Source organism: Reyranella sp. (genome assembly GCF_052439685.1).
In the GTDB taxonomy this organism is placed as follows: Bacteria; Pseudomonadota; Alphaproteobacteria; order Reyranellales; family Reyranellaceae; genus Reyranella.
Map to the genome: position 1 here is coordinate 47864 of NZ_JBQVQG010000029.1, position 15263 is coordinate 63126.

Here is a 15263-nt window from a genome sequence, read left to right on the forward strand (position 1 = left end):
CCCTCACAGAGGAGCCCTGTCGATGTCTGTTCCCCACGGCCCGCTTCAGGGCGTCAAGGTCGTCTCCTGCTCGACGGCGCAGGCCGGTACGGTACCCTGGATGCTGATGGCCGATCTCGGCGCCGACGTGATCAAGATCGAATCTCCACAAGGTGGCGACCCGTCACGTCGCATGACCGTGCTGCCGGGCATGGGCAGCACCTTCTTCGAGGCCAACAATCGCGGCGTGAAAAGCGTGACCTTGAACCTCAAGAGCGAAGAGGGGCGCGAGATTCTGCGCAAGCTCGTCGCGAAGGCCGACATCTTTGGCCAGAACTTCCGCCCCGGCGCCGCCGAGAAGAACGGCTTTGGCTGGGAGGCGCTGCGCAAGGTCAATCCGAAGCTCGTCTACGTTTCGATCTCGGGCTACGGCCCCGACGGTCCGCACGCCCACCTGCCGGGGACGGATTCGATGGCACAGGCGCTGGGCGGCATCGCCGAGGCCTATTCCTCGGGAGGGCAGAAGATGAAGACCGGTGTCGTGTCGGTGGCCGACGAGACGTGCGCCATTCTGGCTTTCGGTGGCGCGCTGGCGGCACTCACACATGCCCGCACCACCGGCGTCGGCCAGAAGATCGATCTGTCGTTGCTGGGCGGGCAGATCCGGCTGATGGGCTGGACCTTGCAGACCGCGATGTGGCGCGACCGCAATCCGGTCACAGGGCAGGCCCGCGTCACCGGCACGCGCGAGCGGCCGGGCATCAGCGCGAGCTTCGACGATCGGGACGGCAAGCCATTGGTCTTCCAGATCACCGGCCCGGAGGATTGGAAGGACGCGATGTCATCGCTCGGTTTCCACGAGCATCTGGAAAAGGCGGGCTTCGCCGATCTCGGGGTGATCATTGACAACGACGCCAAGCGCACCGAACTGCTGGGCGTGCTCAACGGCCTCTTCGCCACGGGTCCGCGCGAGGACTGGGTCGCACGACTGCGCGCCGCGGACATCGTCTCAGCGCCGATCAATACGCTCCTCGAAGCGTCGAATGATCCCGACGTGATGGCCAACGGCTACGTCACTGAGGTCGAGTATCCAAAGCTCGGCAAGAAGCAGAAGGTGCACGGCACGCCGTGGAAGTTCTCCGAGACGCCGGCGAGGCCCGGCATCGCGCCGGAACTCGGCGAACACAACGACGCGGTGCTGGGCGAACTGGGCTATGGGGCGGCCGACCTGGCCGACCTGCGTGCGCGCAAGATCATCTGATACGAGGGAGGAGGCCTGCCATGTCCCGTCCGCCTTTGCCGCCTTTCACCGAGCAGAGCGCGATCGAGAAGGTTCGTCTCGCCGAGGATGGCTGGAACGGCCGCGATCCGGCCAAGGTCGCGCTCGCCTATACGCCGGACAGCCAGTGGCGCAATCGCGCCGAGTTCCTCCAGGGCCGAGAAGCCATAGAAGCCTTCCTCAAGCGCAAGTGGGCGCGCGAACTCGACTATCGTCTGATCAAGGAACTCTGGACCTTCGCGGGAAACCGGATCGCCGTGCGCTTCGCCTACGAGTTCCACGACGACAGCGGCACCTGGTTTCGGGCCTATGGCAACGAGAACTGGGAGTTCGATGCCAATGGGCTGATGCGGCGCCGAATCGCCAGCATCAACGAGCATCCGATCGCCGGCGCGGACCGCAAGTTCCATTGGCCGCTCGGCCGCCGGCCCGACGATCACCCGGGGCTCAACGCGCTCGGCTTCTGATCTGATCCTGTTGATGCTGCGGCCGCGAAGAGCAGCCCTGCCGCAATCGCACGACTCCTGAAGTGCGTCGCCGCAGGTCACACCAGCGCTTTTCTCCCGATGACGCCGCGCGCGTGTTCCTCTAGGCTTCGCTCAACGCAGGGTAAAAGCCCGCGACTGAAAAGCGTCTGGAGGAAACAGCATGGTTCGTTCGATCACGCGTCGTCGTGCGTTGCAGGGCGTTGCCTTGGGTGGTCTTGCCGCCCCGATGCTCAACACCGTCACTGCCTACGCGCAGAGCGGCGCCTTCAACTGGCAGCGCTTCAAGGGCCAGACGGTCGAGGTGCTGATGGAGACCGGCCCGCGCGCCGATCTCATGAAGAAATACCAGAAGGAGTTTCTCGACCAGACCGGCATCAAGCTCGGCATCGAGGTCATTCCCGAGCAGCAGGCCCGGCAGAAGGTGGCGATCGAGCTGAACTCCGGCAAGCCGAGCTTCGACCTGTTCAACTTCGCCTTCCATGTCCAGAAGCGCCAGTTCGAGAAGGCCGGCTGGCTGCTCGAGATCACGGATTGGCTCAAGGATCCACAGATGATGCCGGCCGAGTACGAGCTCGGCGACGTTTCCAAGCTCGGTATGAGCTTCGCGACCACGTCGGACGGCAAAGTCAATGCGCTGCCGATCCTCTGCGACTACTTCATGGTCTATTACAACAAGGAGCTGTTCGCCAAGAAGGGCGTGGCCTTCCCCAAGACGCTCGACGAGATGATGGCCGCCGCGGCCGCGCTCAACGATCCGTCGGCCGGCATCTCCGGCTTTGTCGGCCGCGGCGTGCGGAACGCCAACGTCGTGTTGTGGACGCAGCTCCTCTCCGGCTGGGGCCAGGAGACGGTGACGGGCAAGCCCCTGCGCCTCATCACGGACACGCCCGACGCCATCGCCTCCGCGGAATACTACAAGAAACTGCTCTCCTCCTACGGGCCGGCAGGCATCGCCGGTTTCAACTGGAACGAGGCGCAGGGCCTGTTCATGCAGGGCAAGGCCGCAATGTGGATCGACGCCACCGGCTTCGCCGCGCCCGTCGAGGACAAGACCAAGAGCCGCGTCGTCGGCAAGGTGGGCTATGGTGTGCCGCCGAGCGGGCCCAAGGGTCATGGTTCGGTGACCTTCGGCACTGGCATGGCGATTCCGAAGAACGCCGCTCACAAGGAAGCCGCCTACTACACGATGCTGTGGATGACCGGCCCGAAGATGGCCGGCCGCATGCTGCAGGTCGGCGGCGGCATTCCGTTCCGTACGGCGCCGCTGAAGGACCCTGCGGTTCTCTCGACGCTCACCGTTCCGCGCGAATGGGCGGACTGCGCGGCCGGCTGCGCGCCGATCAGCATGCCGGGCCTGCCGGTGATCGTGCCGGTGACCGAGTTCCGCGACGTCATCGGCACCGCGCTGACCAACCTGCTGGGCGGCGCTGACGCGGCGACCGAGATGAAGCGCGCCACCGCCGAGTTCAAGCCGGTCCTCGACAAGAGCGAGGCGAGCTGACCGGAAAACGCGAGCGGGACGGGCGTAGCGTATGGCGGGCGCAGACGTAACGATAGCGGCAGGGACGCGGGCGGCGGGTGAACGACGCCTGCGTCCCTACCTGCTGTTCATATGGCCGGCCCTGATCGTCAGTTCCGCGGTGATCATTTTCCCGTGGATATTCACGATCTGGATGAGCCTCAACGACTGGCACATCGGCAGCAAGCAGGTCTTCATCGGTCTCGACAACTACGTGGCGCTGGCGACCAACCGGCGCTTCCTCGAATCGATCGGGCACACGATCTACTTCACTATCCTGGCGGTCGCCCTGCCGATGGTGCTGGGCACGATCTCGGCCCTGGTGTTCCACAAGAAGTTCCGGGGGCGCGGCTTCTTCCGCACCCTGTTCATCATGCCGATGATGGCGACTCCGGTGGCCGTGTCGCTGATCTGGACCATGATGTTCCATCCGCAGCTCGGCGTGCTGAACTATTTCCTCAGCCTCGTCGGCCTGCCACCGTCGGAATGGGTCTATTCGCCGAACACGGTGATCCCGAGCCTGATCCTGGTCGAGATCTGGCTGTGGACGCCATTCGTCATGATCATCGTGCTGGGGGGCCTCGCCTCACTGCCGACCGAGCCCTACGAAGCCGCGCTGATCGACGGCGCCAGCCAGTGGCAGATGTTCTGGAAGATCACCTATCCGCTGGTCCTGCCGTTCCTGGTCGTCGCGCTGATCATGCGCACCATCGACGCGCTGAAGGTCTTCGAGACGATCTGGGTGATTTCCAACGGCGGGCCGGGCACATCGTCGGAGGTGCTCAACGTCTACCTCTATGCCCAGGCCTTCGCCTACAACCAGGTCGGCACCGCATCCGCCGTCGTCGTGGTGTTCTTCGCCATCATCGTCGCCCTCTCCCTGGTGCTGCTGTGGGCGCGCCAGAAGGCCAAATGGAACTGACGATGGCCATTTCCCTCCACACCAAGCGCAGGATCCGTAGGGCGGTCGACAAGGCGGCGCTCGCGGTCTCGGTCGCGGTGCTGCTGGCGCCGTGCCTCTTCGTGTTCTTCTGGATGCTGTCGCTGTCGCTCAAATACGACATCGACAACACGGCCTGGCCGCCGGTCTTCTGGCCGACCGAACCGACCCTCGAGAACTTCGCCAAGGTGTTCGAGGAAAGCCCGATGTTCCTCTACTTCTGGAACTCGGTGCAGGTCACGGGCTCGGCGACCCTGGTCGCCCTGCTGCTGGGCGTGCCGGCGGGCTACGGCATCGCCAAGGCACGCGCGCACAAGATGGCGGCGGTGTTGCTGCTCAGCCGCATGACGCCGGGCCTGTCCTACCTGATCCCGCTCTTCACGCTGTTCCAGGTGCTGGGCCTGATCGGCACGATCTGGCCGATCGCGCTCACCCACATGGTGATCACCCTGCCGATCGTGGTCTGGATCATGATCGGCTTCTTCGAAACGCAGCCGCACGAGCTCGAGGAGGCGGCCCGCATCGATGGGGCCACGCTGTGGCAGGCCTTCCGCTACGTCGCGCTGCCGCTGGCGAGGCCAGGAATCGTGGTCGGCGCGATCCTGGCCTTCATCTCCTCGTGGAACAATTTCATCTTTGGCGCGGTCTTTGCCGGCCGGACCACGCGCACGATGCCGGTCGCGGTCTACAACATGCTGACCTTCGAAAGCTTCGCCTGGGGACCGCTGGCCGCGGCGGCCATCATTGTGATGCTGCCGGTCATCGTGCTGACGATCATCATCCAGAAGGAGATCGTGCAGGGCCTGTCGGCCGGCGGCGTGAAGTAGCGCGGTCTGGGCGTTCGTCCCGCACAAACAGCGCCTTGCGGGCTTTCCGTGGACCATTCTGCCGTCCACAATGCAATGGGGAAGAGGGACAGTTCGGGGAGTATCGCCATTGTCGACGCGCCGCCCTGCATTTGCGTCGTTCCTGTTGGCGACGCTTGCCATCTCGTCTCCGTCATTTGCGCAGGTTACCGACGCGAAGCGTGCCTCCTACCGCGTGGCCTTCGAGGAGACGCTGCGCCAGCCCGACAATGCGGAAGTCCTGCTGAAGTATGCGCAGGCCGCTGCCGCGGCCGAGGATTACGAGGGCGCGATCACCGCCTACGAGCGCTTTCTGGTCCTCGATGCCGACCAGCCGCGGGTGAAGTTCGAGTTGGGCGTCCTCTACTACAAGCTCAAGTCCTACGATGCGGCGCGGACCTATTTCGAGCAGGCGCGCGCTTCGGGGAAGACAAGCAAGGAAGTCGCCGAGCGCTCGTCGGAGTTCATCCGCGACATCGACAGGCGCTGGGGCACGTCGCGGCTGACGGGCGAGTTCGTGGCGGGCATCCGCTATTCCGACAATCCGGCCAGCCTTCCTACCGGCACATTGCAATCCTACGGCGCGACGGTCGTGCCCAACCCCACCTTCCAGCGTCAGGGTGACTTCGCCTTCGTCGGTGCCGCGTCGCTCAGTCACCGCTACGATTTCGGGCGTCAGGACAGCGGCACCCTCGAGACCGATTTCTCGTTCTACACGGCCAAGCAGTTCCAGGTGACCAATGCCGACGTGATGCTGATCGACCTCGGCGTCGGTCCTCGCATGGAGCTGATCGACGGTCCCCTGAGTGGCGTGCAACTCAAGCCCTTCGTCAGCGGCCGCTACATCACGGTGGGTAACCTGCCGACCTACTGGGCGTGGGGCGCCGGGCTGGAAGCCTCCGTCCCGCTGGCCGACAAGGTGAGGGCGGGTGCCGTCGTCCTGGGCCAGCGGCGGGACTTCGTCGACAACGCCGCCGTGCCCTTCAATTCCCAGAACTCGGGCAACAATGCCACGGTGGCCGCGAACATCCGTGCCGACCTGACGCACAGCGTGGAAGCCTCTTTGGGCGGCAACTATACGCGCTACATCGCGATGACCGGTTTCCAGAGCTACGGCGAAGCGGGATTTGGCGGGGCGCTGACCTGGCGCTTCGAGGATCCCGCCGGCATCAACGGCCGCAAGTGGACTCTCGCCGGCAATGCCGCACTGGCGTTCGCGACCTACGACCAGCCCGACCCGTTCATCCAGCCGGGCACGGTGCGAACCCAGACCGACGTCAATCTGGGGTTGCTGCTGTCGGTCCCGCTCGACGATCGCCTGACCGTGGTGGCCCAGACCACCTATTTTCAACGTTCCGCCTCAATCAACAACTACAGCTTCAATTCGTTCAGCAGCCTTCTGGGCCTCGGCTGGCGGTTCTGAGGGAGCGTTACGATGACCTTGCGGAAATCATGCGCGATCTTTCTGTCGGTCGTGTTCCCTCTGGCGCTCCCGTCGGTGGCCCCGGCGCAGCAGGTGGGCGTCACCTCGGCGGCGAGCGGCGACCCGCGGGGTACGCCACCCTCGCTGCCCACCCGAACCCTCCGCGTCGGCATCGACGTGTTCGGCAACGAGCGCGTGGTCACGGGATCGGCAGATCGCGCGCACCTCGTCTTCCTCGACGGCTCCGGCCTGACGGTCGGCGCAAACAGCGAACTCGTGATCGACAAGTTCGTCTTCGATGCCAACCGCAACGTCGGCGAGCTGGTGGTCAACGCGACCAAGGGAGCCTTGCGTTTCGTCGGCGGCGCGATCAGCAAGAAGGGCGACGTCATCATCCGTACGCCAAGCGCCCATATCGGCGTGCGCGGCGGCATCGCGACCGTGACCGTGGGGGCCGATGGCTCGACCACCGCGACCTTCCTGTTCGGCGACCGCATGACCGTGTCGAACGCCGCAGGCACGCAGCGCGCGGTGCGCTACGGCTCGCAGATTTTCGTGCCGGCCGGGGGCGCCGCGCCGCTCGAACCGGTGATCCTGCCGCCCAATACGCTGCAGGCCTATCTGGCGCTGTTCGAGCAGACCCAGACGACCGGCAACGTCATCGGCCCGGGCGACAAGGTGCTGATCGAGTCGGTGCTGAAGACGCTCAACGCCCAGGCACTGCCCTACGCCGATCCCTCGTCGAAGCTGGCGCCGTGGCTCGCCTATCTGCAACTCGTCGCGACGCAGGCCATCACGATCAACAACGCCTCGCGTCCGATCGGCGGCGCGCCCAGCCCGTCCGGCGGTTCCACCGGCTCCCAGACCGGGGGCGGCGGAACCGGCACCAATCCGGGCTCGGGCAGCGGCACCATCAGCGTGGGTGGCTCCGGCACCGGAGGCCGCAGCCCTTAGGGCAGGATCGCTTCGCCCTCGATCTCCACCTTGGCGTTGGGATCGATCAGAGCCGACACCTGCACCAGCGTCATCGCCGGGAAGTGGCGGCCGAGCGTGGTGCCCCAGGCGGCGCCGACCGCTGCGCCGGCGGCGTTGAATTCGGCGATGTCGGTCACGTACGCGCGCAACGCCACGAGATGCTGCGGCTGGCCGCCTGCGGCCTTGAGCACGGTGACGAGATTGGAGAGGGCAATGTGCCATTGCATGCCGGCATCGGCGTCGGCGGGAATGTGCGCTTGCGCCGGCTCGCGTCCGATCTGGCCGGCGATGCGGACGCTGCGCGCGCCGGTGGCGACGACGGCATGGGAGAAGCCGCGGGGGCGTGGCCAGCCTTCGGGCAGGATCGGCGTATAGGCGATGTCGGACATGTCTCGTGTCTCCTCCGTTTCGGTTGGAGCCACTCTATCCGCTGCCCTGTTAGCGTCCCACCTTCTTGAAGGCGGTGCTGGAGGCGCCGTCGCCGGCCGCCTTGGAATAGCCCTGCCACGTGGTGACGAAACCGTTCGGCGCCTGCGAAATCGCGAACAGCGGTTGGCCGGGACTGTAGAGTTTCACGCCGTACTTGTTCTCGACCTTGCCGTTGCCGAAGCTCACGAAGGAGACAAGCAGGCGATCGCCGTCCGGCATTGCCTTGCAGCGGATGGTCTCGTCGGTCTGGAAGCCCTGAGCCACCAGACGGCAGCCTTCGGGTCCGTCGATGGTGAGCGTGTGGGTCACGAAGTTGTGCGTACCGCCGGCACCGGGTCCCAGTGCCTGCTCATAGACATAGATCCCGTCCCAGGGCGCCGCCGCGAAGGCGATCGAGGAGGTGGCAAGTCCGAGGCCCATGGCGAGGCCGGCGACGACAGACTTCACTTCTTTCTCCTTGTCCGGGCCCATGATAACGGGCGCGTCGTCGCGCGGGTTGCGCGAGAGGGCCGGTGTCCGCATCGTGACCCGCATGGCTGATCCGAAGTTCGACCGTTACCTGCGCGCCGATGCAGCGATCCATGCGCTTGGCCTCGTCCTGGGAGTCGTCGGTGCAATCGCGATCCTGATCGTCGCTGCGCGCGCGCCACAGCCGGGACAGATCTTGCCGATCCTCGTCTATGTCGTGGGGCTGCTGGCGATGCTCGGTTGCTCGGCAGCCTATAATCTGCGCCTCGCCAGTCCGCGGCGCGAGTGGCTGCGCAGGCTCGATCATGCCGCGATCTTCGTCATGATCGCCGGGACCTACACACCGCTCACCCTGCTGAAGCTGCGCGAACCCTGGTCGAGCGGGCTCACGGCGGTGATGTGGGCGGCGGCGGCGCTTGGCATCGCCGCGAAGTTCCTGCAGCCGCGGCGCATCGAGCAGATCTCGGTGCTGCTCTATCTGCTGATGGGCTGGATCGGCCTGTTCGCAATCGACGAGTTGCTGGCTTCGGTGGAGCGGGAGACCCTGACCCTGCTTCTTGCAGGCGGCGTGGTCTATTCGCTGGGCACGATCTTCCATCTGTCGAGCCGGCTGCCGTATCAGCAGGCGTTGTGGCATGCCTCGGTGCTCATCGCGGCTTCTATCCACTACGCGGCGATCCTGTCGCTGTTGACGCCGTGAAGCGACACCGGTTTACGTGATCACCATGTCGTCGCGTCTGCTTTTCCGTCTGACCGCCGTCGCCGTCCTCGCCGCGGGCCTCGTCATGGCCGTGGCCGGCGCCTCGATGAGCGTGTGGGCGTGGAACACGGCGGAGACGCACATTGCGTTCCGGATGGGCCTGCCGCTGGCGACCGCCTGGCTGGCGTTCACGCTGGTTCGGCTGGGGCGCGTGTTGCCTGACGCCTGGAGAGGCGAAGAACAGGTCCGTATTCGTGATCCCCTGGCGGCGCTGGCGACCGCACCGAAGCTGGATGTCGACGACCGGCTGAAGAAAAGCTCGCCCGATGCGCTTTCGGTCCGACAGATCGCCTTGCCGCGCGAACCGGAGCTGCGCCGCCGGCCGCGCGTCGCCCAGAGGGTCGAACTGCGCGGCGGGCGCACGCTCTACCGCGTGCAGCCCGTTCGGCGCCCGCCCGTCGCGCGGCGCGTCGCGATGGCGGCAACCGTCGTGGTCGCCTCGATCGGTCTTTTCGTCCTGCTGGGGCCGATCGATCTCGAGGATGTGAGCTGGATCGCCTCGCTATTTCGAGCGCTCGAGGAGTTCCCGGGCCTTTTTCAGCGTGTCGACGCAATTGGCCTCCTGGCCACGCTCGGCTTCGGCGCGCGCCGCGACCAGAAGCGCCTGTAGCGCCGTCCGGTCGGCCGCCCTGTCCTTCATGGCTGCGTTTGGGGCAGCCTGCTGGGGCGGCGGGGTGCCCGGTTTCGGCGTCACGTCCGGCATCGTGGGCATGCGGCTCCCGGTCGTGGCGGGCGGGGCGATGACGGAACGGTCCGAGGTGGCGGGCGGCTCGATCACGCCACCCGACCGGCCGAGTTCGCGCGAGGTGACGCCCGACGCCTTGTCGGGCGAGGCCGTGGGCGGGTCGGTGGCGATGTTGTGGGTCGCGGCCAGCTCGCGCACCTGATCGAGACAGCCCTCGGCGGCGGCGAGGCCGGGCCAGAAGGCGAGGGCAAAGGCGATGAGGCGGATATTCATACTTCGTCAAACGACGCTTTCGCGGGCCCGGTTGCCCTTGAACTGCACGCAAAGAGCCCTAACATATCGTGTGCAAAACAGGCCGGGATGAACCCGGTGCTACAGGGATGTCCAAATGACCAAGTTTCGTTGGCTCGCGATCCTCGCGGCTCTGATCATTGCGGTGCCGTCGCTGGCCCCGTCGCCGGCCGATGCGCGGGCGGGTGGTGGCGGCGGCGCGGGCAGCCGCGGCAGCAAGTCCGGCCAGGCGCCGGCCCCGACGCAGACCGCGCCGACCTCGAAGCCGGTCGAGCGCAGCACCACGCCGCAGCAGCAGAGCCCGTCGGCCAATCCGGCCGGCGCGGCCGCCGCCGGCGCCAAGCCCGGCTTCATGCAGCGCAACCCGTTCCTGACCGGCCTGATGGGCGGCATGCTGGGCGCCGGCCTGTTCGGCATGCTGATGGGCGGCGGTTTCGGCGCCGGCCTCGGCAGCATGGCCGGCATGCTGGGCTTCCTGCTCCAGCTCGGCCTGATCGCCGGCATCGTCTACTTCGGCGTCCGCTGGTGGAAGTCGCGCAACGGCGCGCCCGCAGCGGCCTTTGCCGGCGCAGGCGCCGGCGGCGCCGGTGGCAATCCGCTGTCGCCGCGCCCGGCGCCCGACTCGATGGCCCGCAACGGCCTGATGGGCGGCATGCTGGGTGGTGCGGGTTCGGGCGCAGCGTCGGCTGCTTCCGCAACGCAGCAGCTCGCCATCGGTGAAGCCGACTACAACGCGTTCGAGTCGCTGCTGACCAACGTGCAGGCGGCCTACAGCGCCGGCGACCTCGCCAAGCTGCGCAGCCTGGTGACGCCCGAGATGCTCGGCTACTTCAGCGAGGAGCTGGCGGCCAATGCCAGCCGCGGCGTCGAGAACAAGGTCGACGCGGTCAAGCTGGAGCAGGGCGACCTGTCCGAGGCCTGGAGCGAAGGCGCGATGGAATACGCGACGGTGGCCATGCGTTTCAGCATGATCGACGTCACGCGCACCGTCGCCGACGGCCGCATCGTCGAGGGCAATGCCAACGTCCGCACCGAGGCCACCGAAGTCTGGACCTTCCTGCGCAGCCGCGGCGGCAACTGGATCCTTTCGGCGATCCAGCAGACCTGATCGCGACCCGTCTTTTGAAATGCGGAATCGGCCGGCCCCCAAGCCGGCCGATTTGTTTGTGCGGCCCAGTGTTTGCTCGGTTAGCCTGTTATTGGGGTAGGGAAGGAAAGACCATCATGACCAGCCTGACACGAAGGGCCGCCCTCGCGGGCGCCGCGCTGCTGCCGCTGGCCGCCGCACCGTCGCGCGCGCAGGCGAAGTTTCCCGACAAGCCGATCCGCCTCATCATCCCGTGGGCCGCCGGCGGTCCCGCCGATGCCGGCTTCCGCATCCTGGCCGAGTCGGCGGCGAAGAAGCTGGGCCAGCCGGTCATCGTCGACAACAAGGGCGGTGCCGCCGGCGTGCTGGGCGCGCTGGCGCTGCAGGATGCCAAGCCCGACGGCTACACGATCAGCCAGATGCACATGAGCGTGCTGCGCCAGCCGATGCTGAACGCCTCGCTGAAATACGACCCGATCAAGGACCTGACCTACATCCTGCAGATCACCGGCTTCGTCATGGGCGTGGTCGTGCGCTCCGACGCGCCGTGGAAGACGCTGCCCGAGCTGCTGGCCTATGCGAAGGCCCATCCCGGCAAGCTGAACTGGGGAACGCTCGGTGCCGGCTCGACCCAGCATCTGGCGATGGAGAGCCTCGGCCTGAAGCAGGGCCTCAGCTGGACGCATGCGCCCTATCGCGGCACCGCCGACACGCTGCGCGCGCTGATGGGCGGCGAGATCGACTTCGCCTCGGAGTCCTCAGGCTGGGCGCCGCTGGTGATGGCCGGCAAGCTGCGCCTGCTCGCGGTCTTCACCGCCAACCGCGCCAAGCGCTTCCCCGAGGTGCCGACGGTCAAGGAACTCGGCCTCGAAATCGCCGTCGACAGTCCCGGCGGTCTCATTGGCCCGAAGGGCATGGACCCCGCCGTGGTCAAGGTCCTCGCCGATGCCTTCCGCGAGGCGGCGGGCGAGCCCAGGCATCTCGAGTTCCTCGACAACATGGACCAGCCGCTGCTGCTGCTCGACGGCCCCGCCTATCAGGCGCAGATGGCAAAGACGATGGAGCAGGAGCGGGTGCTGCTGAAGAAGTTGAACCTGCTGGCGACTTGAGCGGCTGCCAGCCTCACCAATAACCTCAGCCTGAGGAACGGCCGCAAGGCCGCGTCTCGAAGGGTGGGCACGAGCACCGCGCCTGTTGCCGATCCTTCGAGACGGCTGCTGCGCAGCCTCCTCAGGACGAGGTTGGTGCGTGGACGCACGCCGGTCCGCTAAGACCTCAACAGCGCGCCGTAGCCTTCGACCGGCGTGTGGATCCCCGTCATGCGCAGGCAGTGCCACAGGCTCGCCTGGTTGGCGGTGATCACCGGACGGCCGAGGTCGGTTTCGAGGGGTTCGATGATGCCGACGCAGCGAAACCCCGTGCCGCCGATCAGCACGCCGTCGGCCTCGGGCGGGCAGGCCCGGCGGATCTGGGCGTAGAGCGGCTCGATCTCCTGCTCGAAGCCCATGCCCTGTGGATAGAGATCCTGCGGCGGCACGTCCCGCCATTTGCGGCCGGGATCGAGGCGCAGGTGACCGACCGGCGCGAGTCCGTGATCGCCGTAGTAACGGAGCGCCGCCGCCACCGCGCCGTCGGCGAACCACGGCGGCAGGACGAGGAACGGCCGCTTCACGCCCGAGTGTCGCAACGCCGCCAGCGTATCGAGCCCGTTGGTCGTGACCTTCGCCTCGGTGCCCGCGATGCCGCTCGACACGACCGAAGACAGCGCCGCCACGGTGGCCTCGTCCCAGCCCTTGCCGCCCACGACGCTGCTCGACGTGTGGGCGAACACGACGGCCTGCAGCTTCATGGCCGAGAACTGCTTGGCGCCGCGCGCCAGATCGTCGGCGAGATCGACGCCGCTGCGGTCCTCGCGCCACTTGGCCCACGGCGTCGACGCCGTGACCCGCGCGGCATGGACCGACACGCCCGGCGGCGCCATCGCCCACCATTCGGCCTCCGGCACCGCCTCGTTGCCGACGATGAACAGCCCGATGCGGGCCCGCCAGCCCCAGTTGTCGTGGTGAGTCACGTGACGCCTTTCCGGTAAAGATCCTTCGCTGCGCTCAGGATGACAGAATTTGAAAAACAGTGTCCTCTTCATTCATGTGCGAACTCTTCTGCCTGTCCGCCCGCAAGCCGATGCGGGCCAGCTTCTCGTTGCGCAAGTTCGCGGGCCATGGCGCGCCGGCCACCGGCAACGTCGATGGCTGGGGCGTGGCGTTCCATGAGGGCAACGAGGTCCGGCTCTACAAGGAGCCCGAGCCCGCCGGCCACAGCCAGTGGCTCGACTTCATCGAGCGCCACACGCTGCCGACGCGCCAGCTGGTCTCGCACATCCGCCGCGCGACCCAGGGCGGCAACAGCCTGTCCAACACCCAGCCCTTCGTGAGCGAGCTGGGCGGGCGCACGCATCTGTTCGCCCACAATGGTGACCTGAAGGAGGTCGTGGCCCGCGCCGCCTATCCGGCGCACCGCTTCCACCCCGTCGGCCAGACCGATTCCGAGAGCGCCTTCTGCCTGCTGCTGGAACGCCTGGCGCCGCTGTGGCGGGACGATGTCCCGCCGCTCGGGGCGCGGCTCGAAACGATCGCCGCCTTCGCCGCCGCGATGCGCCCGCTCGGCACCTTCAACTTCCTCTACAGCGACGGCGAGTTCGTGTTCGGCCATGCCCATCGCCGCCGCCAGGCCGACGGCACGATGGGCCCGGGCCTGTGGTTCCGCCATCGCCATCGCGCCGAGCATGGCACCCACGCCGCCCACGAAGCGGAAGCCGGCGTGGCACTGCATCCCGCCGACGGCGCCCAGGAATTGTCGCTGCTGGCCAGCGTCCCCGTCACCGCCGGCCCCTGGCGCCCGCTCGCCGAGGGCGAGATCGTGGTGCTGGCGGGCGGCGAGCTTCAGAACCCGTAGAGAACCTTCGGATTGTCGACGAGGATCTTCTCGCGCACGGCCGCGTCGGGGACGCAGCGGAAGAAGTGCCGCAGCAGGTCCGCCTCCTGCGGGATCGCCTCGGCGGCGTGGCCGACATGCGGCCAGTCGCTGCCCCAGACCAGCCGGTCGGGATTGGCGGCGACCAGCGCCTGCATGAACGGCGCCGTGTCGTCGTAGGCGGCACCCGGCCCGGCGCCCTGGCGGGTGTTGCGGTCGGCGCCCGAAAGCTTGCACCAATAGCGGCCGCTCTTCAGCCGCTCGCAGAACCAGCGGAAGCCGGCATAGTCGACGCCCTTGTCGGCCATGGTGCGGCCCATATGGTCGATCACGAAGTCGAACGGCATCGCCTCCAAGGTCGGCGCCAGCTCCATCAGGTCGCCGGTCTCGACCCAGAGCTGCACATGCCAGCCGCGCGCGCCGAGGCGCGGCGCCAGCGCCACAAGGTCGTCGAGGCTCATGCCGCCCGAGGAGACCGGCTTGCCGTCCTGGCGCAGCAGGTTGATGCGCACGCCCTTGAAGCCCGCCTCGCTCAGCTCGTCGAGCCGGCGCTCGCTCACCTCGGGCTTCAGGATCGCCACGCCGCGCAGACGGTCGCGATGGCGCCGCAGCGCGTCGAGCGTCACCTCGTTCTCGGCCCCGGCCGCCAGCGCATGGACGATCACGCCGCGCGCGATGCCCATCCCGTCCCACAGCGCCAGCAGCGCCTCGACCGGCGTCGCCTGCAGCGGCGAGAACTTGCCGCCGGAGACGGCGGGGAAGCGGTCGTAGGGCCCGTAGACATGGACGTGGCAGTCGGCGCTGCCGGCGGGGAGGGGGAAGCGTGCGAAGGAGGTGCCTGGGGTCATGCGGCCACTCTAGTGACTTTCCGGACAGGGGAGAATCAACCGGTTCCGCAGACTCAGACCGGCCCGGACCCCTTCCGTCGTCTCAGGGCGGGGGTTACCCCGCCCGAACCGTAGCGCCCCCTCTGAAGCCCTCGGGGCAGGCTCCGCCGCGGAATGCCGAACTTCCCGTCGTCTCGACCGAAGCGCCGAAGGCGCGAAGTGGAGCAACCGTCTTGTTTTCAGGTGGGTCGCGGCTGCTGCCATTGAGTGCCATCTCTGACGACGGCGTTTAGCGTGA

General features: G+C 67.2%; 17 protein-coding genes. 12 read left to right on the top strand and 5 right to left on the bottom strand.

Annotated features, from left to right (window positions below; all coding sequences use genetic code 11):
- Positions 1–22 precede the first annotated feature (22 nt).
- The 7 genes from ACT6UX_RS25455 (at position 23) to ACT6UX_RS25485 (ending at position 7427) form a co-directional block, all read left to right on the top strand.
- On the top strand, positions 23–1240 hold the full coding sequence (locus ACT6UX_RS25455; protein ID WP_444777954.1) for a CaiB/BaiF CoA transferase family protein: 1218 nt from the start codon (positions 23–25) through the stop codon (positions 1238–1240).
- Between the two features lie 20 nt (positions 1241–1260).
- On the top strand, positions 1261–1725 hold the full coding sequence (locus ACT6UX_RS25460) for a nuclear transport factor 2 family protein (RefSeq protein WP_444777955.1): 465 nt from the start codon (positions 1261–1263) through the stop codon (positions 1723–1725).
- A 181-nt stretch (positions 1726–1906) separates the two neighbouring features.
- Entirely contained in the window at positions 1907–3247 is a 1341-nt protein-coding gene (locus tag ACT6UX_RS25465) for an ABC transporter substrate-binding protein (protein ID WP_444777956.1), read from the top strand.
- 31 nt (positions 3248–3278) lie between these two features.
- Positions 3279–4187, top strand: a complete 909-nt coding sequence (locus ACT6UX_RS25470) for a carbohydrate ABC transporter permease (RefSeq protein WP_444777957.1) — start codon at positions 3279–3281, stop codon at positions 4185–4187.
- The gene (locus ACT6UX_RS25475; protein WP_444777958.1) at positions 4178–5032 is read left to right on the top strand and encodes a carbohydrate ABC transporter permease; all 855 of its coding nucleotides are present in this window, start codon (positions 4178–4180) and stop codon (positions 5030–5032) included. Before ACT6UX_RS25470 ends, ACT6UX_RS25475 begins: the two co-directional genes overlap by 10 nt.
- A 109-nt stretch (positions 5033–5141) precedes the next feature.
- The gene (locus ACT6UX_RS25480; protein ID WP_444777959.1) at positions 5142–6473 is read left to right on the top strand and encodes a tetratricopeptide repeat protein; all 1332 of its coding nucleotides are present in this window, start codon (positions 5142–5144) and stop codon (positions 6471–6473) included.
- 12 nt (positions 6474–6485) lie between these two features.
- The gene (locus tag ACT6UX_RS25485; RefSeq protein WP_444777960.1) at positions 6486–7427 is read left to right on the top strand and encodes a FecR family protein; all 942 of its coding nucleotides are present in this window, start codon (positions 6486–6488) and stop codon (positions 7425–7427) included.
- Here ACT6UX_RS25485 and ACT6UX_RS25490 read toward each other — a convergent pair.
- Positions 7424–7837 (bottom strand): RidA family protein, encoded by a 414-nt coding sequence (locus ACT6UX_RS25490; protein ID WP_444777961.1) that lies wholly within the window; start codon positions 7835–7837, stop codon positions 7424–7426. The genes ACT6UX_RS25485 and ACT6UX_RS25490 overlap by 4 nt on opposite strands.
- Positions 7838–7886: 49 nt before the next feature.
- Positions 7887–8324, bottom strand: coding sequence for a DUF5991 domain-containing protein (locus tag ACT6UX_RS25495; RefSeq protein WP_444777962.1), 438 nt, complete (start codon positions 8322–8324; stop codon positions 7887–7889).
- Positions 8325–8409: 85 nt separating this feature from the next.
- Here ACT6UX_RS25495 and trhA point away from each other — a divergent pair, with 85 nt between their 5' ends.
- The gene (gene trhA / locus ACT6UX_RS25500; protein WP_444777963.1) at positions 8410–9045 is read left to right on the top strand and encodes a PAQR family membrane homeostasis protein TrhA; all 636 of its coding nucleotides are present in this window, start codon (positions 8410–8412) and stop codon (positions 9043–9045) included.
- Between the two features lie 25 nt (positions 9046–9070).
- The gene (locus ACT6UX_RS25505) at positions 9071–9715 is read left to right on the top strand and encodes a hypothetical protein (protein WP_444777964.1); all 645 of its coding nucleotides are present in this window, start codon (positions 9071–9073) and stop codon (positions 9713–9715) included.
- Here ACT6UX_RS25505 and ACT6UX_RS25510 read toward each other — a convergent pair.
- Positions 9608–10063: a hypothetical protein gene (locus ACT6UX_RS25510; protein WP_444777965.1), complete on the bottom strand. Its 456-nt coding sequence runs from the start codon at positions 10061–10063 to the stop codon at positions 9608–9610. The two genes, ACT6UX_RS25505 and ACT6UX_RS25510, sit on opposite strands and share 108 nt — an antisense overlap.
- Positions 10064–10178: 115 nt before the next feature.
- Between ACT6UX_RS25510 and ACT6UX_RS25515 the strand changes: the two genes are divergently transcribed.
- Together ACT6UX_RS25515 and ACT6UX_RS25520 are read left to right on the top strand one after the other, a co-directional pair.
- Positions 10179–11189, top strand: a complete 1011-nt coding sequence (locus ACT6UX_RS25515) for a Tim44 domain-containing protein (RefSeq protein ID WP_444777966.1) — start codon at positions 10179–10181, stop codon at positions 11187–11189.
- A gap of 116 nt (positions 11190–11305) precedes the next feature.
- The gene (locus ACT6UX_RS25520) at positions 11306–12277 is read left to right on the top strand and encodes a tripartite tricarboxylate transporter substrate binding protein (RefSeq protein WP_444777967.1); all 972 of its coding nucleotides are present in this window, start codon (positions 11306–11308) and stop codon (positions 12275–12277) included.
- Between the two features lie 158 nt (positions 12278–12435).
- Here the strand turns inward: ACT6UX_RS25520 and ACT6UX_RS25525 are convergent, their stop codons facing one another.
- On the bottom strand, positions 12436–13239 hold the full coding sequence (locus ACT6UX_RS25525) for a maleate cis-trans isomerase family protein (protein ID WP_444777968.1): 804 nt from the start codon (positions 13237–13239) through the stop codon (positions 12436–12438).
- Between the two features lie 59 nt (positions 13240–13298).
- Between ACT6UX_RS25525 and ACT6UX_RS25530 the strand changes: the two genes are divergently transcribed.
- Entirely contained in the window at positions 13299–14120 is an 822-nt protein-coding gene (locus tag ACT6UX_RS25530; RefSeq protein ID WP_444777969.1) for a class II glutamine amidotransferase, read from the top strand.
- On the opposite strand, the gene ACT6UX_RS25535 is transcribed toward ACT6UX_RS25530, so the two are convergent.
- Positions 14108–14986 carry an amidohydrolase family protein gene (locus tag ACT6UX_RS25535; protein WP_444777970.1) on the bottom strand — a complete coding sequence of 293 codons (879 nt, stop codon included), beginning with the start codon at positions 14984–14986 and terminating at the stop codon, positions 14108–14110. The genes ACT6UX_RS25530 and ACT6UX_RS25535 overlap by 13 nt on opposite strands.
- Between the last annotated feature and the right edge of the window lie 277 nt (positions 14987–15263).